The organism is Micrococcus sp. UYEF5 (assembly GCF_040546065.1).
Lineage (GTDB): Bacteria > Actinomycetota > Actinomycetes > Actinomycetales > Micrococcaceae > Micrococcus > Micrococcus luteus.
The window spans coordinates 191,200-213,141 of the sequence record NZ_JBEPNB010000004.1 but is presented as its reverse complement, the minus strand read 5'-3'; the positions used below and the strand labels follow the sequence as shown (position 1 = coordinate 213,141).

The following is a 21,942-nucleotide window of genomic DNA, read 5'->3' as shown; positions in this document are numbered from 1 at the left end:
ACGGGGGCCCGGACCGGGCCCCCGCGACCCCCAGGAGGTGACGAGGCGATGACCCGCCGCGAGGTTGAGAGCGTCGAGGACCGCATCCGCGAGCACCTGCGCAGGGACGACCTCGACAGCGCGGTCGAGCTGCTGCGCGCGCTGTCTCCGGGCGACGCGCTCGAACTGCTCGACCGCTCCGAGCCGCGCATGGTCCCCGTGCTGTTCCGGCTCCTGGACAAGTCGACGGCGGTCCACGTCTTCGCGGCGATGGAGACGGGCCAGCAGTCCGACCTGGTGCGCCAGCTCCAGGACGGTCAGGTCCAGGACCTCTTCGCCGAGCTGCGGGTCTCGGGCCAGGCCCGGCTGCTCGACGAGATGCCGGCCACCGTGGCCCGGAAGATGCTCGCCGGGCTCGACGCCGAGGCGCGCGGCGAGGTCGGTCGGCTCCTGGGCTACCCGGCGGACTCGGTGGGCCGCCGGCTGCGCATGGCGCCGGTGCGTCTGCGCGAGGACTGGACCGTGGCCGTGGCCCTGGAGAACCTCCGGGACCACGGCGGCCGGGAGCAGGCCGCCATCGTCTCCGTGCCGGTGGTGAGCCCGCAGGCGCGCCTGACCGGCGTCGTGGACGTCTCCGTCCTGGTCACGCAGCCGCTCGACGCGCGGGTCTCGGAGATCATGCGGGAACCGGTGTCCGCGGTCGCCACCGAGGACGCCGAGGAGGTGGCCCGGCTCTGTGCGGACCGCCGCCTGTGGACGGTCCCCGTGACGGACTCGGAGGGGCGCCTGATCGGCGTGTTCACCGTGGCCGACGCCCTCGAGGTCCTCGACGAGGAGTCGACGGAGGACGCGGCGCGCGCCGGTGGTGTGGAGCCCCTCGGCCGGCCCTATTTGGCGACCTCCGTGCTGGCGCTGATGCGCTCGCGCATCACGTGGCTGCTCGTGCTCGCGGTCGGCGCCACCCTCACCGTGCAGGTGCTCGGCGTCTTCGAGGACACGCTCGAGGAGATGGTCGTCCTCTCCCTGTTCATCCCGCTGATCATCGGCACGGGCGGCAACACGGGCAACCAGGCGGCCACCACGGTCACCCGGGCGCTCGCCCTCGACGACGTCCGGCCCCGCGATGCGCCGCGCGTGATGTTCCGCGAGCTGCGCGTCGGCATGGCCCTGGGCGGGTGCATCGGCCTGCTGGGCCTCGTGATCGCCGGGCTCGTGTTCTCGTGGCCCGTCGGTCTCGTGATCGGGGCGACGCTGTTCACCGTGTGTGCCTTCGCCGCCACCGTCGGCGGTCTCATGCCGTTGGCGGCCCGCACGATCGGCGCCGACCCCGCCGTGTTCTCGAACCCGTTCATCTCGACGCTCGTGGACGCCCTCGGCCTGGTCGTCTACTTCTTCATCGCCCAGGCCGTGCTCGGCATCTGAGCCGGCCACGAGCCACGACGCCCTGCCTACACTGGCCGCATGATGCACGACGGGCCCTGGGGTGGCATGGGCGGCATGATGGGTGAACTCATGGTCGGCAGCGGCTGGCTGGCGCTGCTGGCGTGCCTCGTGCTCGGGGGCTTCGCGCGCGTCCCTCTGCGCGCGGCCGGCGAGCGACGGGCCGAGGGGCAGCCGTGGGCCGTCCCCGGGGCGGTCGGCTTCGGGCTGCTCGCCGTGGCGGTCGTGGTGGCCCTGGCCGCGTGGGGCACGTTCTTCGGGTTCATGGGGATCGCCTTCGCCGCGGTCACCGCCCTCGGCGCCTGGCAGTCGTTCACCGAGGGGGAGCGGCGACGCCGGCGCGAGGCCGAGCAGGTGCGGCATGCGGCCCGCCTCGGCGAGGCGTTCCGGGGCGGGCCCGCCGGACCGGCCGTGCCGCCGTCGTCGGGGGGCGCCCCCGCCGACCCGACGCCCCCCTGGTACCCGGGCGACCCCGCCCGGCCCGGCGAGGGCACCGGCGACGGCCGGGGACGCTGACGCCGAGCCACACACGGTGTGGCGCGTCCGAGGCGCCGGGTAGATTGGCGGGGAGTCACCCGTTCCCTGCCGACGAGGGCCGCGTCTCGAGTGCGGCCAGAAGGAGAGATCATCCGCATGTCGAAGATCATCTACACGCTCACGGACGAGGCCCCCATGCTGGCCACCGCGTCGCTGCTGCCGATCGTGCGCGCCTACGCGGGCACCGCCGGCGTGGAGCTGGAGACCCGTGACATCTCGCTGGCCGGCCGCATCCTCGCCGCGTTCAAGGACGTCCTGCCCGAGGACCAGCGCACCGCGGACGCCCTCGCCGAGCTCGGCGAGCTCGTGAAGTCCCCCGAGGCGAACGTCATCAAGCTGCCGAACATCTCCGCCTCCGTGCCGCAGCTGCGCGCCGCGATCAAGGAGCTGCAGGCGGACGGCTACGCGCTGCCGGAGTACCCGGACGAGCCGAAGACCGACGAGGAGAAGGACGCGAAGGCGCGCTACGACTCGGTCAAGGGCTCCGCCGTGAACCCGGTGCTGCGCGAGGGCAACTCGGACCGCCGCGCCCCGAAGGCCGTGAAGGCGTACGCCAAGCGCTTCCCCCACTCGATGGGCGAGTGGACCCCGGACTCCAAGACCGCCGTCGCCACCATGGGCGCGGACGACTTCCGCGCCAACGAGCAGTCCGTGACCCTGCCGGCCGCCGACGTGCTGACGATCGAGTTCACCGGCGAGGACGGGAAGACCACCGTGCTCAAGGAGGGCCTGAAGGTCCTCAAGGGCGAGGTCGTGGACGGCACGTTCATGTCCGCCAAGGCCCTGGACGCGTTCCTCGCCGAGCAGGTCAAGCGCGCCAAGGAGGAGGGCATCCTCTTCTCCGCGCACCTGAAGGCCACCATGATGAAGGTCTCCGACCCGGTGATCTTCGGCCACGTCGTGAAGGCCTACTTCTCCGAGCTGTTCGAGAAGTACGGCGAGCAGCTGGCCGCCGCCGGCCTGTCCGCGAACAACGGCCTCGCCGCGATCGAGGGCGGCCTGGACAAGCTCGACGCCGAGACCGCCGAGGGAGTGCGCGCCGCCATCGCCGCCGCCTACGAGAACGGCCCGGACGTGGCCATGGTGAACTCCGCCAAGGGCATCACCAACCTCCACGTGCCCTCCGACGTGATCGTGGACGCCTCCATGCCCGCCATGATCCGCACCTCCGGCCGCATGTGGAACAAGGACGACCAGACCCAGGACACCCTGGCCGTCATCCCGGACTCCTCCTACGCCGGCGTCTACCAGGCCGTGATCGACGACTGCAGGGCCAACGGCGCCTACGACCCCACCACCATGGGCACCGTCCCGAACGTGGGCCTCATGGCGCAGAAGGCCGAGGAGTACGGCTCGCACGACAAGACGTTCATCATGGACGCCGCGGGCACCGTGGCCGTGAAGAACTCCGCCGGGGAGACCCTGCTCTCCCACGACGTCGAGGCCGGCGACATCTGGCGCGCCTGCCAGACCAAGGACGTCCCGGTGCGCGACTGGGTGAAGCTGGCCGTGACCCGCGCCCGCGCGTCCCAGACCCCGGCCGTGTTCTGGCTGGACGAGACCCGCGCCCACGACCGCGAGCTCATCAAGAAGGTCGAGGAGTACCTCAAGGAGCACGACACCGAGGGCCTGGACATCCGCATCCTCTCCCCGGTGGAGGCCGCCAAGCTCTCGGTGGAGCGCATCCGCCGCGGCGAGGACACCATCTCCGTGACCGGCAACGTGCTGCGTGACTACAACACGGACCTGTTCCCGATCCTCGAGCTGGGCACCTCCGCGAAGATGCTCTCGGTCGTCCCGCTGCTCAACGGCGGCGGCCTGTTCGAGACCGGCGCGGGCGGCTCCGCCCCGAAGCACGTGCAGCAGCTGCTGGAGGAGAACCACCTTCGCTGGGACTCCCTCGGCGAGTTCCTCGCGCTGGCCGTGTCCTTCGAGCACGAGGCGGTCGCGAACGAGAACCACCGCGCGCAGGTCCTGGCGGACACCCTGGACGCCGCCACCGGCACCCTGCTGATCGAGGGCAAGTCCCCGAAGCGCAAGGTCGGCGAGCTGGACAACCGCGGCAGCCACTTCTACCTGGCGCTGTACTGGGCCCGCGAGCTGGCGAAGCAGACCGAGGACGCCGAGCTGGCGGCCGCGGCGAAGCCGATCGCCGAGGAGCTGGGGGCCCAGGAGGAGACCATCCTGGCCGAGCTCAACGGCGTGCAGGGCTCCCCGGTGGACCTGGGCGGCTACTACTGGCCGGAGCTGGAGAAGGTCACCTCCGTGATGCGTCCGTCCGCGACGCTCAACGCGATCGTGGACAAGCTCTCCGTCTGACGATCTGAGCGCCTGGGGCCGGGCCGCGTGCGTGGAGCGCGCGGCCCGGCCCCTTCTCGTGTCCGCAACGCGGGTTGAGTTGTCACGGGTGTTCGAGCCCCGGACCCGTGACAACTCAACCCGCGTTGCCCGGGGGGAGGGGTGGTCAGCCCGCGCGCGCCGCCTCGTGGGCCAGCAGGGCCTGCTTCGCGGCGGTGCCGTAGAGGTAGTGGCCGGCGGCGCCGTCGGCGCGCACCACGCGGTGGCAGGGCACGACGACGGCCACCAGGTTGGCGGCGCACGCCCCGCCGGCGGCACGCACGGCCCGCGGAGCCCCGCACCGCTCGGCCAGGCCGCCGTAGGTGGCGGGGGAGCCGGGGGCGATGCCGCGCAGCTCCCGCCACGCCCGCTGCCGGAACGCGGTGCCCGGCTGGGCGACGTCGAGGGCGTCCAGCGCGGCCACGTCCCCCGCGGTGTAGGCGGCCAGGGCGTCGGCGACGGGCTGGGACACGCCCGGGCGCGGCTCCACGGGGCGCGGGTTCATCTCGCGGTCGGCGGTCTCCGGGTCCAGGGCCACGAGCCGGTCCATGAGCGTCTCGAGGAGGCGCCCGATCGCGGCGGCGGGGGGCTCCGAGTCCTCCGGCACGGCCACGCCGGAGGCGCGCACCGTCTGGTCCTCGGGGGAGAAGACGGCCACGAGGGTGAGCTCGGTGGCGGGCAGGGCGGCGGCGGTCCAGCGCAGCTCGGGAAGCAGGTCCATCCCCTCATTGTCCTGCACGGCCCGGCCCGGACAGGTGTTCGCGCGTCCCCTCCCTGTGTCAGGCTGGCGTCCATGACCGAGATCCGCGTCTTCGAGCATCGCACCCTCCTGCGCCACCCGCGTGAGGTGGTCTTCCGCTGGCTGGAGAACCCCGGCGCGCTGGAGCGGCTCACCCCGCCCTTCGCGGGCGAGGTGGTCCAGGGACCCACGGACGGCCTCCGCGTGGGCTCCGAGTCGCGGCTGCGCATCCAGGCCCCCGGGGCGGCCGGCCTGTTCGCCGGCGCGGCCCACGGGATGCTCACCGGCCTGCTGCCGGACGCCGTCGCCTCCCGCCTGCCCGGCGGGGCCGCGCCCGCGGTGCCGTGGCGGGCCCGCCACACGGCCTACGAGGAGGGCCGCATGTTCCGGGACGAGATGGTCTCCGGCCCTCTCGCCTCCTGGCGGCACACGCACCTGCTCGACGACGCTGCGCCCGGTGAGGCGGACACGGCGGACGGCCGGCGGGGCACGGTCGTGACGGACCACATCGAGTACGCCCTGCCGGGGGAGTCCCTGGTGTCCCGCGTGCCCGGTCTGGGCACCGCGGCCGCGCGCCGCACCCACGAGGCCTTCGAGGCGGAGCTGGGCCGCCAGTTCGCCTACCGCGCCCGCGTGATGGCCGACGACCTGGACTTCCACGCCGCCCACCCCGGCCCCCTCGTCGGCGGGCCGGCCCGCACGGTCGCCGTGACGGGGTCCGGTGGACTGATCGGTCGGCAGCTCTGTGCCCTGCTCACCACCGGCGGCCACCGCGTCATCCGGCTCGTGCGGAGCCCGAAGAGGGCCGGTGCGCTGGACGCGGCGCTGTGGGACCCCGGCCGGGAGACCGTGGATGAGGACGCCCTGGCCGAGGCCGACGTCGTCGTGAACCTGGCGGGCGAGCCCATCGCGGGCCGGTTCTCGGACGCGCACAAGGAGGCCGTGCACGACTCGCGCGTCCGCGGCACGCGCACCCTCGTGGACGCGCTCGCCCGGATCGCCGCACGGGAGGGGGACGACGCGCGGGTGCGGGCACTCGTGAACGGCTCGGCGATCGGGTACTACGGGGCGGACGCGGGCACGGGCCCGTTCGGCAGCGGCCTCGTCGAGGATCTGGAGCCCGGGGACGACTTCCTCGCCGAGGTCGTCGCGGACTGGGAGGCGGAGGCCCGACGCGCCGAGGCGGCCGGGATCCGGGTCGCGATGCTGCGGACCGGCGTGGTCCTGAGCCCGGCCGGGGGCATGCTGCAGCAGGTGCTGCCGCTGTTCCTCGCGGGTCTCGGCGGCCCGGTCGCGACCTCGGGCGGGGAGAGCCACGACGGCAGCCCGTGGCTGAGCTGGATCGGCGCGGATGACATCGCGGGGGCCTTCGCCCACGCGGTGCTCGACGACGGCGTCACCGGCCCGGTGAACGCGGTGGCTCCCGAGCCGGTCACGGCCCGGGAGTTCGCCACCGTGCTCGGGCGGGTGCTGCGCCGGCCCGCGGTCATCCCGGTGCCCGAGGCCGGGCCGCGCCTGCTGCTGGGCGAGGAGGGCCGGGTGGAGACCGTCGCGGCCGACCAGAAGGTCCTGGCGGACCGGCTGGTCGCCTCCGGCTACGAGATGCGCGACCCCGAATTGGAGGGCGCGTTGCGCCACGTCCTCGGGCGGTGACGGGGGTGGGGGCAGCGTCCCCCGGGGACGCTGCCCCCGCGGGTCGTCAGTCCTGCAGCGCGCCGGTCTCCCGGATGAGCTGGCCCAGCGCGGTGAACGCGTCGCGGGCCAGCGCCTCCCACAGGGCCAGGGCCAGCTGGGGGAAGCCCTCCTGGAGCGCGACCATCACCTGGGCGGTGAGGACTCGCGTCGTCACCGGCCCGCGCGCGCGGACGGTGGAGGGCTGGCGGCCGGGCTGGCCGAGGGCCATCTCGCCGAACGTCATCCCCGGGGTGAGCAGGGTGCGGCGCACGCGGCGGCTGCCCGTGCCCTGACCCGAGAGCTCCACGGTGCCGGAGACGATCACGTAGATGCCGCCGAACGGCTGGCCGGCGCGGCGGATGATCTGGCCGTCCGAGTAGACCCGCTCGTCCATCATGGACTCGAGCAGGCGTGCGTCGTCCGCGGAGAGGTGCTGCAGCAGGGGTGCCACGGCCGCCTCCTGGGCATCCCGCGGCAGCAGGTGGGGGGCGTGCCGGGAGAGCAGCCGCTGCTCGGCCCACTGGGCGGCCCGCGAGCGGGAGTCGAAGAACACGAACTGCGCGCCCTCGGCGGCGGGGTCCACCCCCTCGGCCTCATCCTGCAGCGGCTCGGGCAGGTCCACCTCCACGGACTCCTCGACGGCCGACATCAGCTCCTTCATCTCGGCGGCGTCCCGGTCCACGACGACGACGTCGAGCCCGTTGCCCAGCGCGCGGGCGAACCACTGGGCCACCAGCAGCCGGGCCGGACGGGAGATGGAGCTGACCGAGCGCATGTCCACCACGAGCGTCTCGAGGGCCTCCGGCAGACCGCGGCTGACGCGGGCGATCGCGTCCACCTGGCTGAAGCCGAGGTGACCGCCCAGCTCCATGACGTGCACGGTGTCCGCGAACCGCCCGAGCGCCTCGAGGACGACGGCGCTGCGCACCGTGCCCGAGGGCGCCTGATCGATCCGGTAGTGGGTGCGCAGGGCCGCGCGCGGGGAACCGGTGACCACCGACGGGTGCAGCTCGAAGTCCTCGACGATGGTCCGCAGGGCGGCCATCGCCGCGGCGCCGAGCCCGTTCTCGTCCGTCGTGTCCGACTGCAGCGCCAGACCGAGGTGGCCCGGCACCACCACGAGCACCGTGCCGCCGCGCGTGGACGCCCAGCCGGGCTGGCCGACGTCGTACGCCCACCGGGAGTCCCGGGTGTCCATGCCGCAGGAGTCCATCACGGAGAGCACACCGCGGACCGTCTCCTCGCTCAGCACACGGTCCCCGGTGACGGGGTGGACGCCGCCGTGCGCGAGGGTGCCGGCGAGCAGGGCGAGGTCCTCCACGGTCACGGCGGCGGCACGCACCGTGGCGATGTCCTCGAGCAGCGTCTCGGGATCGGCGTCCAGGGTGTCGAGGGACTTCATCAGCCACGCAGCCGACCGGGTGTGGTGCTGGGCGCGGTTCTCCGCACGCGCGGCCGACTCCGTGACGGTGACCTCGCGGTCGAACAGGGCGGAGAGCAGCTGCATCATGCGTGCGGTCCGGTCGCGGCCACCGCGGCCCTTCACCAGGGAGGCCGTGGCCACCGCCCCCGCATTCTGCAGCGGGTTGTGCGGCAGGCCCGTGACGGCGTCCACCTCGACCCGGTGGTCCAGGTCGCGCACGGGGGCGGCTCCCACGCGCTCGCCCACCCGCACCGCGCCGAGGTCCTCGAGGGCCTGCGCGTGGAACAGGGGAGAGGCGAGCGTGGCGAGCGGCACGGGCGTCATGGATCCGGAGACGTAGCGGTGCCCGTCCACCAGGAGCATCGCGACGCCCAGCCCGTCCGGGACCTCCCCCTCGCCCGCGTGGGCCGACGTGAGGCGATCGAGGTGCTCCTGGACGGGTGTGGTCATGGGTCACAGCCTAGTCAGTGGGACGGTCCCGGGACAGCGTGGCGGAGGCGGGCACAATGGGTCCCGATGCCCACCCCCGTCGATCCCGTCTCCGTCCCCTCCGCCCTCTCCGCCGCCCTCGGCCGCCTCAGCGCTGGCCTGACCTTCGCCGCCGCCCTGCCCGACCTCGAAGCGGCGCTGGACGCGCGCGGGGCGGCCGTCGTCGAGGCGCCCCCGGGCACGGGCAAGACCACCGTGGTCCCGCCCGCGCTCGCGGTCCGGCTCGCGGACCACGGCGGTGGGCGCGTCCTGGTCACGCAGCCGCGGCGCGTCGCGGTGCGCGCGGCGTGGCGGCGGCTGCGCACGGCGGTGCTGGCCGCCGCGGCCGACGCGCAGCCCGGCGCCGACCCCGACGCGCAGGCTCGGCTCGGGGACGCCGCCGTCGGGTACGCCGTGCGCGGCGACGCGGCGGGCGGCGGGGCCTCGGCCGTCGAGTTCGTGACCCCGGGCCTGCTGCTGCGCCGCCTCCTCGCCGACCCCGGGCTCGACGGCGTGGGCGCGGTGGTCCTGGACGAGGTCCACGAGCGGGACCTGGACACGGATGTGCTCTTCGCCCTCCTCGCCGACCTGCGGCAGCTGCGTCCCGAGCTGGCGCTCGTGGCCATGTCCGCCACCGTGGACGCGGCGGCCCTGGCCGCCCGCTGGGCCCGCGGCATGGGGGAGGACTCGCCCCTGCCCGTGGTCTCCACCCCGGCCGTGCTGCACCCGCTGCGCGAGGAGCACACCCCCTTCCGCGGCCACCGCCTCACGGCCGAGGGCCGCGTGGACCGGGCCTTCCTCGACCACGTCGCGGCCACGGCCGCACGCGCCCACGCCGAGGCGCTCGACGCCGACCCGACCGTGGACGCCCTCGTCTTCCTGCCCGGCGTGGCCGAGGTGGAGGCCGTCGCGGGGCGCGTCGCCGCGCTCGCCCCGGACACCGAGGTCCGCGTCCTGCACGGCCGCCAGGAACCCGCCGACCAGGACGCCGCGCTCGCCGGCCGCGCCGACCCGGCCGTGCCGCGCGTCGTCGTCGCGACGGCGGTCGCCGAGTCCTCGCTGACCGTGCCGGGGGTGCGCCTCGTCATCGACTCGGGCCTGGCCCGCGAGCCGCGCCGGGACCGGGGGCGCGGCATGGCCGGGCTCGTCACCGTCCAGGCCTCGCGGGCGGCCGCCGGCCAGCGCGCGGGCCGCGCCGCCCGCCTCGGCCCCGGCACCGTGGTCCGCTGCCACACCGCTGCAGCCCTGGGCACCGCGCCCGCAGCCCCGACGCCGGCCCTCGCCGTCGTCGACCTCGCGCCGGTGGCCCTGGCGTTCGCGGCGTGGGGCGCCCCGGGCGGCCGCGGGCTGACCCTGCCCGAGGACCCGCCGGCCGACGCGATGGCCGCCGCCGAGCGCACGCTCGCCTCCCTCGACGCGGTGGACGCGGACGGGCGCATCACCCCGCACGGCGCCGTCCTGGCCGAGCTGCCCCTGGACCCGCCCCTCGGCCACGCCCTCCTGCGCGCGGCACCGTGGACGGGGCCCCGCCCCGCGGCCGAGGCGACGGCGGCCCTCGCCCTGGACCTGCGCGCCCCCGGGGCCGACCTCGAGGCGCTGGTCGCGGCCGTGCGGGACGGCCGGCACCCGGAGGCCGGGCGCTGGCGGCGGGAGGCGGACCGACTGGAACGACTCGCCCGTCGGCACGCGCACCACGCCCCGGACGAGCCCGGGCCCGAGGCGGCGGCCGCGCGGCGGCACCCCGCCGGCCTCGTGTCCGCCCTAGCCTTCCCCGCGTGGATCGCCCGACGCGCGGGGGAGGCGGGCGCGTACCTGCTCGCCTCCGGCACCCGCGCGGCCCTGCCCCGCGACGCCGCCGGCGGCGGCCTGGCGGGGCAGGAGTGGCTGGCCGTGGCCGAGGTCGCCCGTGTGGCCGGGGACGCGGCCGGCACGGGTGCCGCGATCCGCGCGACCGCGCCGATCGACCGGACGCTCGCCGAGCTCGCCGGCGCGGGCCTGCGGCGCACCGAGGACACCGCCGACTGGCGCGGGGACCGGCTCACCGGCCGCCGCGTGGACCGGCTGGGCGCGCTCGTGCTGGCGGAGACGCCGGCCCCCGTCGCCCCCGACGCCGCCGCGCAGGCCGTGCGCGCCGCACTCGCCGCCGACGGCCTCGCCCGGTTCGACCCGAGCGGTCGGACCGAACGCCTGCGCCGCCGGGTGCACCTGCTCCACCGCGTCCTCGGCGCCCCGTGGCCGGACCTCTCGGACGCGGCGCTGCCCGGCCTGGACGCGCTGGTCGACGGGCTTGCGGCCGACCTGGCCGCGGGGCGGTCCCTCGCACGCCTGGACGCCGAGGCGCTGCTGCGCGGCGCCCTGCCCTGGCCGGAGGCGGGCCGGCTGGACGAGCTCGCCCCCGAGCGCCTGCCCGTGCCGAGCGGGCGCGCCGTCGTCGTGGACTATCCGGCCGTCCACGAGGACACCCCGCCCGTGGTCGCCGCCAAGCTGCAGGAGTTCTTCGGGGCGCGTGTCACCCCCGCTGTCGCGGACGGTCGTGAGCCGGTGGTCCTGCACCTGCTCTCCCCGGCAGGTCGCCCGCTCGCCGTGACCGCCGACCTGCCCTCCTTCTGGGCCGGCCCCTACGCGCAGGTCCGCGCTGAGAACCGGGGGCGCTACCCCAAGCACCCGTGGCCCGAGGATCCCGCCGCCGCGGAGCCGACCGCCCGGACGAACCGCCGCGCCCGCTGAGAAAGGGGTCCGCGAAACGTGCAGGAATCGCTGTGATGCGTGATGATGGCCGTCACATCCGACTCGCATCGATTGAGGTTCCACTTGTGAGACACGACACGCGGGCACGTCAACGGCGCCGGGCCACGCTGGCCGGCGCCGTCGCCGCGGGCGCGCTCATCCTGGCCGGGTGTGCCCCGGCCGAGCAGACGCCCACCCTGACCTGGTACACCAACCCCGACGACGGCGGGCAGGCGAAGATCGCCGCCCAGTGCACCGACGCCGCGAACGGCCGGTACAGAGTCGAGACGTCCATGCTTCCGACGGACGCCGCCTCCCAGCGCGAGCAGCTGACCCGCCGCCTCGCCGCGGGCGACACGTCGATGGACATCATGTCCCTCGACCCGCCGTTCGTCCCCGAGCTCGCCGAGCCCGGGTTCCTGGCCCCCGTGCCGGAGGAGATGCAGGCGTACGCGAAGGACAACGCCCTGGAGGGCGCGCTCGCGGCCGCCAGCTGGAAGGACGAGCTCGTCACGGTCCCGTTCTGGGCCAACACGCAGCTGCTCTGGTACCGCAAGTCGGTCGCCGAGGCAGCGGGGCTGGACATGTCCCGGCCCGTCACGTGGGACCAGCTGATCGAGGCCGCCCGCAGCCAGGACAAGGACCTGGCCGTCCAGGGCGCCCGTGCCGAGTCCATGACCGTGTGGCTCAACGCACTCATCGAGGGCGGCGGGGAGCAGATCGTCCCCAACGCCGAGGCGCCCACGGACGAGGTCACCACGAACCTCGACTCCGAGGCCGGCCGCACGGCCGCCCGGATCATCTCCACGATCGGCAAGGAGGGTCTCGGCAGCGCCGGCCTGCCGACCCAGGACGAGAACGCCTCCATGCTGCTCTTCCAGGGCGAGAACGGCTCGTTCATGGTCAACTGGCCGTTCGTCTGGCCGGCCACCCTCGGCTCCGTGGAGGAGGGCTCGCTGCCGGAGGACCTGCCCGAGGACATCGGCTGGGCCGTCTACCCCCGCACCGTCGAGGGCGAGGACGCCGCGCCGCCCGTGGGCGGCATCAACCTGGGGGTGGGCGCGAAGTCCGAGCACCAGGACCTCGCCTGGGACGCGATCTCCTGCATCACCACCACCGAGCACCAGAGCCAGTACTTCGTCGAGAACGGCAACCCGCCCGCCGACCCGGCGGCCTACGACGCCCCCGAGGTCGCCGAGAAGTACCCCATGGCGGACACCATCCGGGAGTCCCTCGAACTCGGCGCCCCGCGGCCGCAGACCCCGTACTACAACGAGGTCTCCACCGCGATCCAGCAGCGCTACGCGCCGCCGTCGGGCGTCTCCGAGTCCACCCCGGCCGAGACCGACGACTTCATCCAGGAAGTCCTGAGAGGGGAGCGTCTGCTGTGAGCCACGTCGACACCGCACCCGCCGCATCCACCCCGCGCGCCGCCGAGGGCCGCCGCCCCCGCCGGGTGAAGTCCCAGCGCGCGAAGTCCGAGGCGCGTCTCGGCTGGCTCCTTGCCGGCCCCGCGTTCTTCGTGATGCTGTTCGTGGTCCTGTACCCGATCCTGCAGGCCCTCTACGACTCGCTGTTCAAGTACCGGCTCACCGCGCCGGGCGACCGCGAGTTCGTGGGCCTGGGCAACTACGGCGTGATCCTCACGGACCCCGTGTTCTGGAAGGGCCTCGGGGTGACCCTGCTGATCACCGTGGTGACCGTGGTGGTCGAGCTCATCCTCGGCTTCCTGCTGGCCCTGGCCATGCACCACGCCATCAAGCAGACCCGCGGCCTGATCCGCACGATCATCCTGGTGCCGTACGGCATCATCACCGTGGTCTCCGCGTTCGCGTGGTTCTACATGTTCTCGATCGACTCGGGCTACATCAACGCCTGGTTCGAGTGGCTGCCGGGCGTCGACGCGGACCTGAACTGGTTCGCGCAGGGCAGCACCGCGCTGTTCGTGATCATGCTCTCCGAGATCTGGAAGACCACCCCGTTCATCTCCCTGCTCCTGCTGGCCGGCCTGGCCCAGGTGCCGGGCGACCTCACCGAGGCCGCCTCCGTCGACGGCGCCTCGTGGTGGCAGCGGATGAAGCTGGTCATCCTGCCGAACATGAAGGCCTCGATCATGGTGGCCGTCCTGTTCCGCGCGATGGACGCGTTCCGCATCTTCGACTCCATCTACATCATGACCAACGGCGCCTACGGCACCGAGGTCCTCTCGCTGCTGGCCTACCGCACGTCCATCGGCCGGCTCGAGATCGGCATGGGTTCGGCGGTCTCCGTGATCCTGTTCCTGTGCGTGGCCCTCATGGCGGTCATCGCCGTCAAGGGCTTCAAGGTGGACCTGGCCGACCGAGGAGGTTCCAAGTGAGCACCGCCGCATCCGCTCCCGCCCCCGAGGGCCGCGCGCCTGAGGGCCGCGCGCCCCACCGTCGCGGCACCGGAAAGGCCACCGCACTGTGGTGGATCCTCACCGTCGTGATCGGCGTGTGGTGCCTCTTCCCGCTGTTCTCGATCTTCGCGACCAGCTTCAAGACGCCCGCCGACCTCGCCAACGGCAAGCTGCTGCCCACCCAGTGGTCCACCGTGAACTACGAGGAGATCTTCGTGGGCGGCTCGCGCGAGCTGTTCCTCACGGCGCTGCGCAACTCGATCGGCATCACCGTGATCGCCACGATCATCGCCGTCATCCTGGCCACGCTGTGCGCCTACGCGATCGCCCGCCTGGACTTCCCGGGCAAGCGGATCGTGCTCACGGTGTCCCTGATGGTCTCGATGTTCCCCGTCATCTCCCTGGTGACGCCGCTGTTCAACATGTGGCGCACCCTCGGGCTGTACGACACGTGGCTCGGCCTGATCATCCCCTACCTGTCCCTGACCCTGCCGATCTCCATCTGGACCCTGGCCGCGTTCTTCCGCCAGATCCCGTGGGAGCTCGACCAGGCCGCGCAGGTGGACGGCGCCACCCCGCTCGAGGCGTTCCGCAAGGTGATCGTCCCGCTGGCCGCCCCCGGCGTCTTCACGACGGCGATCATCGCCTTCTTCATCGCCTGGAACGACTTCGTGTTCGGCATCTCCCTGACCTCCACCGAGACCGCGCGCACCGTGCCCGCCGCCCTGGCCTTCTTCACCGGCGCCTCGCAGTTCGAGTCGCCGACCGGGGCCATCTCGGCGGCCGCGATCATCGTGACCATCCCGATCGTGATCCTGGTGCTGGCGTTCCAGCGTCAGATCGTGGCCGGCCTGACCAACGGCGCGGTGAAGGGCTGAGGCCCGCACACGAGACCTCCCGAAAGGACCCCCCGATGGCCTCCATCACCCTGAACCACATCGACAAGACCTACGACGACGGCTTCCACGCCATCAAGGACGTGAACCTGGAGATCGAGGACGGCGAGTTCGTCATCCTCGTGGGCCCCTCCGGCTCCGGCAAGTCCACGCTGCTGCGCATGATCGTGGGCCTCGAGGACATCACCGACGGCGAGATGCTGATCGACGGCCGCCGCGTGAACGAGGCGGCCCCCAAGGACCGCAACCTCGCGATGGTGTTCCAGAACTACGCGCTGTACCCGCACCTGACGGTGTACGAGAACATCGCCTTCCCGCTGCGGCTGATCAAGGAGAACAAGCCCTCCGAGGAGGAGATCGACCGCAAGGTGCGCGACGCCGCCCGCGTGCTCGAGCTCGAGGACCACCTCGAGCGCAAGCCCGGCAACCTCTCCGGCGGCCAGCGTCAGCGCGTGGCCATGGGCCGGGCGATCGTGCGCGAGGCGGACGCGTTCCTCTTCGACGAGCCGCTGTCCAACCTGGACGCCAAGCTGCGCGGGCAGATGCGCGCGGAGATCTCGCAGCTGCAGCGCCGCCTGGCCACCACCTCCATCTACGTGACGCACGACCAGACCGAGGCCATGACCCTGGGCGACCGGGTGGCCGTGCTCAAGAAGGGCGAGCTGCAGCAGGTGGCCAGCCCGCGCGAGCTCTACGAGCAGCCGCTCAACCTGTTCGTGGCCGGCTTCATCGGCTCGCCGTCGATGAACTTCCTGCCCGCCTCGCTGAAGCAGAAGGAGGGCGGCCACGTGCTGTCCTCGCCGATCGGTGACATCCCGGTGCCGCCCGAGAAGGCCCGCGCCGCCGAGGGGCGGGACATCGTGTTCCTCGGCCTGCGGCCGGAGTTCTTCGAGGACGCCGAGCTGGTGGAGGACAGCCGCCGCGACCAGGGCTCCACCTTCGACGCGACGCTGACCCACCTGGAGTGGCTGGGCCACGAGCAGTACGGCTACATCGAGTTCGATCCGGACCCGGCCGTGGCCGAGATGCTCTCCGCGCTGGCCAAGGACCTGGACGCGGACGAGCTGCGCCCCGTCGTCGTGGCCACCCTCTCCGGCGAGTCCCGCGCCCGGCCGGGCACGCCGACCCGCCTGTGGGTGGACACCACGCGCGTGCACCTGTTCGACCCGACCACCGGTGAGAACCTCACCCGCGACCCCGAGGTCGGCGCCGAGCTGACCCGCCGGGCCGCCGAGGAGCGCCGCCGCCAGATCGAGATGGCGGCCGAGCGTGACGCCGCCGAGCACGAGGCGGACGCGCCGCGCCGCTGAGCCGGCGCCGCGGACGCCGGGGGCGGGTCAGTACCCGCCCTCGGCGTCCACCAGGCCCTCCAGCTCCGTCCCGGCCGCGCGGGCCCGCAGGTTCCGCTCGACCCGCGCGTGAAGCAGCGGAACGCACATCTCCGGGGTGTCCGCCGTGTGCGGCGTGATGAGGGCCCGTTCCTCGGTCCAGAGCGGGTGGCCCTCCGGCAGCGGCTCGGGGTCGGTGACGTCCGTGCCGTAGCCGTGCAGCCGGCCCGCCGCGAGCGCCCGGACGACGGCGTCCGTGTCCACCAGCGTCCCGCGGGCGATGTTCACGAGCACGGCGTCCTCGTTCAGGAGGGCGAGGCGGTCGGCGTCGAACAGGCCGCGGGTCTCGTCCGTGGCGGCCGCGGCGATCATCACGACCTGCGCACCGGGCAGGACCTCGTCGAGGCTGTCGGTCGTGACGGTGCGGTCCGCACCGGGCACGTCGCCCGCGCGTCGTCGGACCGCGGTGACGTGCACGTCCCAGGTCTTCAGCAGGCGGACGTACTCCTGTGCGATCCCGCCGCCGCCCACGACCACGGCGTTCAGGCCGTTCAGGGTGCGGCCGGAGGAGGGGCCCCACGTGGTGGCGCGGACGCGCGCGGGCAGGTCCCGCAGCAGGGCCAGGGTGAGCAGCAGCGCGTGCTCGGCCACCGGCGGCGCGTACGTGCCCTTGGCGGACGTCCACACGATGTCCGGGCGGCTGCGCACGAGGGGGATGAACGGCTCGATCCCGGCGAACGGGAACTGCACCCAGCTCACGTGGGGGTGGGCGGCCAGGGCCGCGGCGAGCGCCTCGACCGGGATCGGGCGGACCATCAGCAGGGCCGTGGCGGAGGCATCGCCCTCGGCCACCACGGTGCCGCCGACGTCGGCCACGGCCTGCTCGGCCAGCCGACGGGCGTGGGCGTAGGGGGTGCCGGCGACGTCCTGCGCCGCGGGGAGGACGAGCAGACGCTCGGGGACGTCGTCGGGCGTGGTGCGGGGGAGAGCGGAAGAGGTGGGCATGGTGCCCACCGTCCCACATCCTCCGGGCCCGGTTCAGCCGGCGACGGCGTCCCGGTGCGCGGCGGACAGCCGCAGGTAGGTGGCCGCGTTCTTCTTCAGGCCCTCCCGCTCCTCGTCCGTGAGGGGGCGGCGGACCTTCGCGGGCACGCCCGCCACGAGCGAGCCGGCCGGGACCTGCGTCCCCTCGAGCACCAGGGCGCCGGCGGCCACGAGCGAACCGGCGCCGATGACCGCGCCGTTCATCACCGTGGCGGACATGCCGATCAGGCAGTCGTCCTCCACGGTGGCCCCGTGCACCACGGCGGAGTGGCCCACGGAGACGCCGGCGCCGAGGGTGCACGGAAAGCCCTCGTCGGCGTGCAGCACCACGTTGTCCTGCAGGTTGGTGCCCGCCCCGACGCGGATGGGGGCGGAGTCGCCGCGGGCGGAGGCGCCGTAGAACGCGGAGGAGTGCTCGGCCATCTCGACGTCGCCGGTGATCGCGGCGGTCGGGGCGAGGAAGACGGACTCGTGGATGCGCGGGGTGGCACCCGCGACGGTGATGATGTGGGCCATGCCACCAGCCTAGGCGGGCAGGACGACGGCGCCGCGTGGCGCCGTCGTCCCGGGCTCAGCTGAAGACGACGGTCCGCCGGCCGTCCGCGAGGACGCGGTGCTGGGCGTGCCAGCGCACGGCCTGCGCGAGCGTGGAGCCCTCGACGTCGCGGCCGCGGGCCACGAAGTCGGCGGCGGTCTGGGCGTGGGTCACCGGCTGCACGGACTGCGCGATGATCGGGCCCTCGTCCAGGTCGGCGGTCACGTAGTGGGCGGTGGCGCCGATGAGCTTCACGCCGCGTTCGTGCGCCTGGTGGTAGGGGCGGGCGCCCTTGAAGGAGGGCAGGAACGAGTGGTGGATGTTGATGGCCATCCCGGCCAGGTCCCGGCACAGCTCGTCCGAGAGGATCTGCATGTAGCGGGCCAGGACCACCAGCTCGATGTCGAACTGGGCGATCAGATCGCGCAGCCGGTCCTCCGCGGCCTCCTTGGAGTCCCGGCTCGAGGGGTCCTTCGAGACGGGCACGTGGATGAAGGGCACGCCGTAGAAGGAGGCGAGCGGCTGCAGGTCCAGGTGGTTCGAGACCACCACGGGGATCTCGATGGGCAGGGTGCCGGCGCGCTGCTGGAAGAGCAGGTCGTTGAGGGTGTGCCCGTCCTTGGAGCACATCACGAGGGTGCGCATGCGCTGCGCCGCGTCCCACAGGCCCATGCGCATGCCGAACTCCTCGCGCACCGGCGCGAGCGCCTGCTCGATGTCCTCCCGCGTGGCCGGGGTCACGAACTCCACGCGCATGAAGAAGTCGCCGGTGTCCGGGGAGTCGTACTGCTGCGACTCGGTGATGTCCGCCTCCACGCCCAGCAGGGCGCCCGTCACGGCGTGCACGATGCCCTTGCGGTTCGTGCAGGCCAGCGTGAGCACGCGGGCGTGCTCCGCGCCGGAGGCGGGGGAGGGGCTGGGGGAGAGGGCTGCCGTGTCCATGGCGTCGATGGTAGGCGGTGCCGGCCGCGCGGAACCGCGGGATGACGGGGCTGATCCCTGGTCGGGGGGCCGGGCCCCGTGTCATCCTCAAGACCAGGTTCCCCGCCGCGCGGCGGCGCGGGAAGCAAGACGCGGCGCCCGGCCCGGCCGGTCGCCCCAGACGACCGAGGAGCACCCCCATGCCACAGTCCACCCTCTACTGGATCATCGCGGCGATCATCGTCGTGCTGCTGATCCTGATCATCCTCTCGGTGATCGCCTCCCGCCGTCGTCGTGAGGCCGAGGCCGAGGCCGCCGAGACCCGGCTCGAGCGCCGGGGCGTCAGCGCGGACACCGCGGGTGAGCAGGCGGCCGCCGCCGCGGCCGCCCCCGCGGCCCCGACCCGCCTCTCCCGCCTGGACGAGGTGGCGGCCGAGAAGGACGCTCGCCCCGCGGCCGCGGTGAAGCCCGCCGGGGGTCCGGCTGCGTCCGACACCGCCGCGGCGGACCGCGAGACCGACGAGTCCGTCGCCGGCGTGGCCGGCGGTGCGGGGGTGACCGTGGACCAGCAGGACGCCCCGAGCACCGAGGCCACCGCTGAGACCCCCCGTCGCGATGCCGCGGCTCCGGCCACCCGGCGCACTCTGCGCCCCGCCGCGGCGGCGCCGAGCACAGCGCGCGAGGCGGACACCGTGGGCCTGGGCGCGGCCGGTGTGGCCGGCGGCTCCGGCGTCACTCTGGACGAGCAGACGCCCGCGGCCGACGTCCCGGCGACCCCGGCCTCCCCGTCCCCGGTGGCCGAGACCCCCGCTCCGGCGGCACCGGCCGCCGCGGCCCCGGACCACCGGAGCCACCTCACCCCGGCTCCCGAGCACGTGCCCGGGACTGTCCCCGCCGACCAGGTCGCCGCCGAGCACACCCCCACCAAGGAGTTCGCCACGGACGCGATCCCCGCCCCGCAGGGCGAGCACCTCGAGACGCACACGGTCGCCACCACCGCGCACGGCTCGGTCACCGTCGTGGCCACCGAGTCGGACCAATCCGAGCAGAACGGCGCCGACGGGACGGAGCGCTCGGCCGCCGGGTCCCTGCGCGTCGACGGCACGCCCGGCGTGCCCGGTCGCGTGGCCGAGGCGGACCGCGAGTCGGCGCGCACCGACGACCACCGCGCGGACGCCGCGCAGCCGGCGGCGGTCGAGTCCGCGGCCGAGCGCCCGTCCCTCGAGGCCGCCCCGGCCACCCGCCGGGCCGAGACCCCGGAGACCCACGCCGGCACCACGCCGGCCACGCCCCTGGGCGGCACCCCGGAGCTGGACCCGACCGCGGCCTCGTCCGGCCGCGCGGAGGACGCCACCCCGGCGACCCGCCGCGAGGCCCGCGCCGCGCAGTCGGCGGCAGCCGCCGGGACTGCTGGGACCGCCGAGACCACCGCGCCGACGTCGTCGACGCCCTCGACGGTGGCCCCGGACACCTCCACCTCCTCCGCCCCCACGGATGAGGAGCCCGCCGAGGACGACACCGAGGGCGCCGCCCTCCCGGACCTGCGGGCGGACCGCGACGAGACCCGAGGCTCGGACGCCGAGGGCGAGTCGAAGCTGGCCCAGGCCGGCGCCGTGGCGGCCTCCGCGTTCGAGACCGTGCGTGACAAGGTCGCCATCCCGCTGCGGGACAACGTGGCCGTGCCCGCCAAGGACAAGGCCGTGAAGGTGGTCAAGGACAAGCTGGCCCAGGCGCAGGAGCGCCGCTGGGGCAAGCGCTGACCGAGGCATTCGCCCCACGACGACGGCGGCCGCCCCCTCGTGTGAGGGAGCGGCCGCCGTGCGTTCAGCGGCGCGCGCGGGCGCCCGCCGGGGGAGGGAGCCGTCAGATGCGGGCCTCGCCGCCGGCCTCGACGCCCGGGATGCCGTCGCCCTCGTGGCGCTTGACCTCGTCCTCGATGCGCTGGCCGATCGCGGCGTCCACGTTCTTCCAGTACTCGAAGGCGCGGGCCTGGACGTCCTGGCGGACACCCTTCAGCGCGCCGGACACGGTCTCCACGAAGTCGTCACGCTCCTGGTCCGAGAAGACCTCGCGGACGAGAGTGCCGGCCTGGCCGAAGTCGTCGTCGTCCGCGCGCAGGGCCTGGGCCTCGCGGGTCAGGGTGCCGTCGGCCTCCCAGCCGTCGTCCACCGGGCCGGTCTCGTCCGACCAGGAGTCGCCGTTGGAGTTCGGCGCGTAGGTGGAGCGGTCGCCGGTGTGGTCGTACCACATCTGGCCGTCGAAGGCGTAGTTGTGCACCGCGTTCTTGGGACGGTTCACCGGCAGCTGGTTCACGTGGGCGCCCACGCGGTACAGCTGGGCGTCGTGGTACGCGAAGGCGCGGCCCAGGAGCATGCGGTCCGGGGAGAGGCCGATGCCCGGCACGGTGTTGCTCGGGCTGAACGCGGCGGACTCGATCTGCGCGAAGTGGTTCTCCGGGTTGCGGTTCAGGGTCAGCGTGCCGACCTTGATGCGCGGGTAGTCCTTCTTGGAGATCGTCTTCGTCAGGTCGAAGGGGTTGAACCGGTAGGTCTTGCCCTCCTCGTAGGGGATCGCCTGGATGTAGAGGTCCCACTTGGGGTGGTCGCCCTTGGCGATGGACTCGAACAGGTCCTGGCGGTGGAAGTCGGCGTTCTCGCCGGCGATCTTGGTGGCCTCGTCGTTCGAGAGGCCGTGCACGCCCTGCTGGGAGATGAAGTGGTACTTCACCCAGTGCTTCTCGCCCTGGGCGTTGACCCACAGGTAGGTGTGGGAGCCGTAGCCGTTCATCTCACGCCAGGTGCGGGGCAGGCCGCGCGGGCCCATCAGGTAGGTCACCTGGTGCGCCGACTCGGGGTTGTTGGTCCAGAAGTCCCACTGCATGGTGGCATCGCGCAGGCCGGAGTCCGGCAGACGCTTCTGCGAGCGGATGAAGTGGGTGAACTTCATCGGGTCGCGCAGGAAGAAGATCGGGGTGTTGTTGCCGACGATGTCGTAGTTGCCCTCCTCGGTGTAGAAGCGCAGCGCGAAGCCGCGCACGTCGCGCCAGGTGTCCGGGGAGCCGAGCTCGCCGGCCACGGTGGAGAAGCGCAGGAGGGTCTCGGTCTTCGTGCCGGGCTGGAACACGAGGGCCTTGGTGTACTTCGACACGTCCTCGGTCACCTCGAACTCGCCGAACGCGCCCGAGCCCTTGGCGTGCGGGCGGCGCTCCGGGATGTTCATGCGGTTGAAGTGCTGGTGGGTCTCCAGCAGGTGGGTGTCGTGCAGGACGATGGGCCCCTCGCTGCCCACGGTCAGGGACTGGCGGTCGCTGACGGCCGGGGCGCCGTTCTGGCGGGTGGAACCGGTCGCGTGCGGGGTCGTCTTCTGGTACTCCGTCATGGAACTCTCCTTCGTCGATCGACGTCGGCCGCGCACCGATCGGCGCGGTGGGCGGCGTCACCCCCGATCTTGGCATATTTCTGAATCAGTCAAAAGAACCGCGTGCCGGGGTCGGTCGCCGGGGCCGCGGGCCGCC

Annotated in this window: 16 protein-coding genes; 10 read left to right on the top strand and 6 right to left on the bottom strand. The window is 73.8% G+C overall.

Going from position 1 to position 21,942, the window contains the following annotated elements; genetic code table 11:
- Positions 1 to 48 precede the first annotated feature (48 nt).
- From mgtE to ABIB16_RS06105, 3 genes are all read left to right on the top strand, one after another.
- Positions 49 to 1,401: a magnesium transporter gene (gene mgtE, locus ABIB16_RS06115; protein WP_354436118.1), complete on the top strand. Its 1,353-nt coding sequence runs from the start codon at positions 49 to 51 to the stop codon at positions 1,399 to 1,401.
- A 39-nt stretch (positions 1,402 to 1,440) separates the two neighbouring features.
- Complete coding sequence (locus ABIB16_RS06110; protein ID WP_073116024.1) at positions 1,441 to 1,935, top strand: hypothetical protein; 495 nt, start codon at positions 1,441 to 1,443, stop codon at positions 1,933 to 1,935.
- 117 nt (positions 1,936 to 2,052) lie between these two features.
- Positions 2,053 to 4,275: an NADP-dependent isocitrate dehydrogenase gene (locus ABIB16_RS06105; protein ID WP_354436117.1), complete on the top strand. Its 2,223-nt coding sequence runs from the start codon at positions 2,053 to 2,055 to the stop codon at positions 4,273 to 4,275.
- Positions 4,276 to 4,420: 145 nt separating this feature from the next.
- Here ABIB16_RS06105 and ABIB16_RS06100 read toward each other — a convergent pair whose 3' ends face one another.
- Positions 4,421 to 5,014 (bottom strand): methylated-DNA--[protein]-cysteine S-methyltransferase, encoded by a 594-nt coding sequence (locus tag ABIB16_RS06100; RefSeq protein WP_123244107.1) that lies wholly within the window; start codon positions 5,012 to 5,014, stop codon positions 4,421 to 4,423.
- Between the two features lie 72 nt (positions 5,015 to 5,086).
- Here ABIB16_RS06100 and ABIB16_RS06095 point away from each other — a divergent pair, with 72 nt between their 5' ends.
- Positions 5,087 to 6,685 carry a TIGR01777 family oxidoreductase gene (locus tag ABIB16_RS06095; RefSeq protein WP_354436116.1) on the top strand — a complete coding sequence of 533 codons (1,599 nt, stop codon included), beginning with the start codon at positions 5,087 to 5,089 and terminating at the stop codon, positions 6,683 to 6,685.
- A gap of 46 nt (positions 6,686 to 6,731) precedes the next feature.
- Here the strand turns inward: ABIB16_RS06095 and ABIB16_RS06090 are convergent, their stop codons facing one another.
- The gene (locus ABIB16_RS06090; protein ID WP_354436115.1) at positions 6,732 to 8,579 is read right to left on the bottom strand and encodes a glutaminase; all 1,848 of its coding nucleotides are present in this window, start codon (positions 8,577 to 8,579) and stop codon (positions 6,732 to 6,734) included.
- Positions 8,580 to 8,645: 66 nt separating this feature from the next.
- Here ABIB16_RS06090 and hrpB point away from each other — a divergent pair, with 66 nt between their 5' ends.
- From hrpB to ABIB16_RS06065, 5 genes are all read left to right on the top strand, one after another.
- Complete coding sequence (gene hrpB, locus ABIB16_RS06085) at positions 8,646 to 11,324, top strand: ATP-dependent helicase HrpB (protein WP_354436114.1); 2,679 nt, start codon at positions 8,646 to 8,648, stop codon at positions 11,322 to 11,324.
- An 86-nt stretch (positions 11,325 to 11,410) separates the two neighbouring features.
- Positions 11,411 to 12,715 (top strand): extracellular solute-binding protein, encoded by a 1,305-nt coding sequence (locus tag ABIB16_RS06080; protein ID WP_049159782.1) that lies wholly within the window; start codon positions 11,411 to 11,413, stop codon positions 12,713 to 12,715.
- Positions 12,712 to 13,683: a carbohydrate ABC transporter permease gene (locus ABIB16_RS06075; protein WP_041102962.1), complete on the top strand. Its 972-nt coding sequence runs from the start codon at positions 12,712 to 12,714 to the stop codon at positions 13,681 to 13,683. Before ABIB16_RS06080 ends, ABIB16_RS06075 begins: the two co-directional genes overlap by 4 nt.
- Entirely contained in the window at positions 13,680 to 14,582 is a 903-nt protein-coding gene (locus ABIB16_RS06070) for a carbohydrate ABC transporter permease (RefSeq protein WP_080695865.1), read from the top strand. The genes ABIB16_RS06075 and ABIB16_RS06070 overlap by 4 nt, the downstream gene beginning before the upstream one ends.
- A 35-nt stretch (positions 14,583 to 14,617) precedes the next feature.
- Positions 14,618 to 15,910, top strand: a complete 1,293-nt coding sequence (locus ABIB16_RS06065; protein ID WP_354436113.1) for an ABC transporter ATP-binding protein — start codon at positions 14,618 to 14,620, stop codon at positions 15,908 to 15,910.
- A 27-nt stretch (positions 15,911 to 15,937) separates the two neighbouring features.
- Here ABIB16_RS06065 and ABIB16_RS06060 read toward each other — a convergent pair whose 3' ends face one another.
- The 3 genes from ABIB16_RS06060 to purU are packed head-to-tail and all read right to left on the bottom strand — an operon-like array spanning position 15,938 to position 18,449.
- Entirely contained in the window at positions 15,938 to 16,942 is a 1,005-nt protein-coding gene (locus ABIB16_RS06060; RefSeq protein WP_354436112.1) for a D-isomer specific 2-hydroxyacid dehydrogenase family protein, read from the bottom strand.
- A gap of 24 nt (positions 16,943 to 16,966) precedes the next feature.
- Positions 16,967 to 17,488, bottom strand: a complete 522-nt coding sequence (locus tag ABIB16_RS06055; RefSeq protein ID WP_036338196.1) for a gamma carbonic anhydrase family protein — start codon at positions 17,486 to 17,488, stop codon at positions 16,967 to 16,969.
- A gap of 55 nt (positions 17,489 to 17,543) precedes the next feature.
- Complete coding sequence (gene purU / locus ABIB16_RS06050; RefSeq protein WP_036314586.1) at positions 17,544 to 18,449, bottom strand: formyltetrahydrofolate deformylase; 906 nt, start codon at positions 18,447 to 18,449, stop codon at positions 17,544 to 17,546.
- 179 nt (positions 18,450 to 18,628) lie between these two features.
- Between purU and ABIB16_RS06045 the strand changes: the two genes are divergently transcribed.
- Entirely contained in the window at positions 18,629 to 20,188 is a 1,560-nt protein-coding gene (locus tag ABIB16_RS06045; RefSeq protein WP_063188969.1) for a hypothetical protein, read from the top strand.
- Between the two features lie 103 nt (positions 20,189 to 20,291).
- Here ABIB16_RS06045 and ABIB16_RS06040 read toward each other — a convergent pair whose 3' ends face one another.
- Positions 20,292 to 21,806: a catalase gene (locus ABIB16_RS06040; RefSeq protein WP_203552522.1), complete on the bottom strand. Its 1,515-nt coding sequence runs from the start codon at positions 21,804 to 21,806 to the stop codon at positions 20,292 to 20,294.
- Positions 21,807 to 21,942: the final 136 nt, after the last annotated feature.

Coding starts and splice junctions, on each gene's coding strand:
- ABIB16_RS06110 (WP_073116024.1), top strand. CDS start 1,441: ATGATGCACGACGGGCCCTGGGGTGGCATGGGCGGCATGATGGGTGAA.
- ABIB16_RS06105 (WP_354436117.1), top strand. CDS start 2,053: ATGTCGAAGATCATCTACACGCTCACGGACGAGGCCCCCATGCTGGCC.
- ABIB16_RS06095 (WP_354436116.1), top strand. CDS start 5,087: ATGACCGAGATCCGCGTCTTCGAGCATCGCACCCTCCTGCGCCACCCG.
- ABIB16_RS06065 (WP_354436113.1), top strand. CDS start 14,618: ATGGCCTCCATCACCCTGAACCACATCGACAAGACCTACGACGACGGC.
- purU (WP_036314586.1), bottom strand. CDS start 18,449: ATGGACACGGCAGCCCTCTCCCCCAGCCCCTCCCCCGCCTCCGGCGCG.
- ABIB16_RS06045 (WP_063188969.1), top strand. CDS start 18,629: ATGCCACAGTCCACCCTCTACTGGATCATCGCGGCGATCATCGTCGTG.
- mgtE (WP_354436118.1), top strand. CDS start 49: ATGACCCGCCGCGAGGTTGAGAGCGTCGAGGACCGCATCCGCGAGCAC.
- ABIB16_RS06040 (WP_203552522.1), bottom strand. CDS start 21,806: ATGACGGAGTACCAGAAGACGACCCCGCACGCGACCGGTTCCACCCGC.
- ABIB16_RS06055 (WP_036338196.1), bottom strand. CDS start 17,488: ATGGCCCACATCATCACCGTCGCGGGTGCCACCCCGCGCATCCACGAG.
- hrpB (WP_354436114.1), top strand. CDS start 8,646: ATGCCCACCCCCGTCGATCCCGTCTCCGTCCCCTCCGCCCTCTCCGCC.
- ABIB16_RS06090 (WP_354436115.1), bottom strand. CDS start 8,579: ATGACCACACCCGTCCAGGAGCACCTCGATCGCCTCACGTCGGCCCAC.
- ABIB16_RS06100 (WP_123244107.1), bottom strand. CDS start 5,014: ATGGACCTGCTTCCCGAGCTGCGCTGGACCGCCGCCGCCCTGCCCGCC.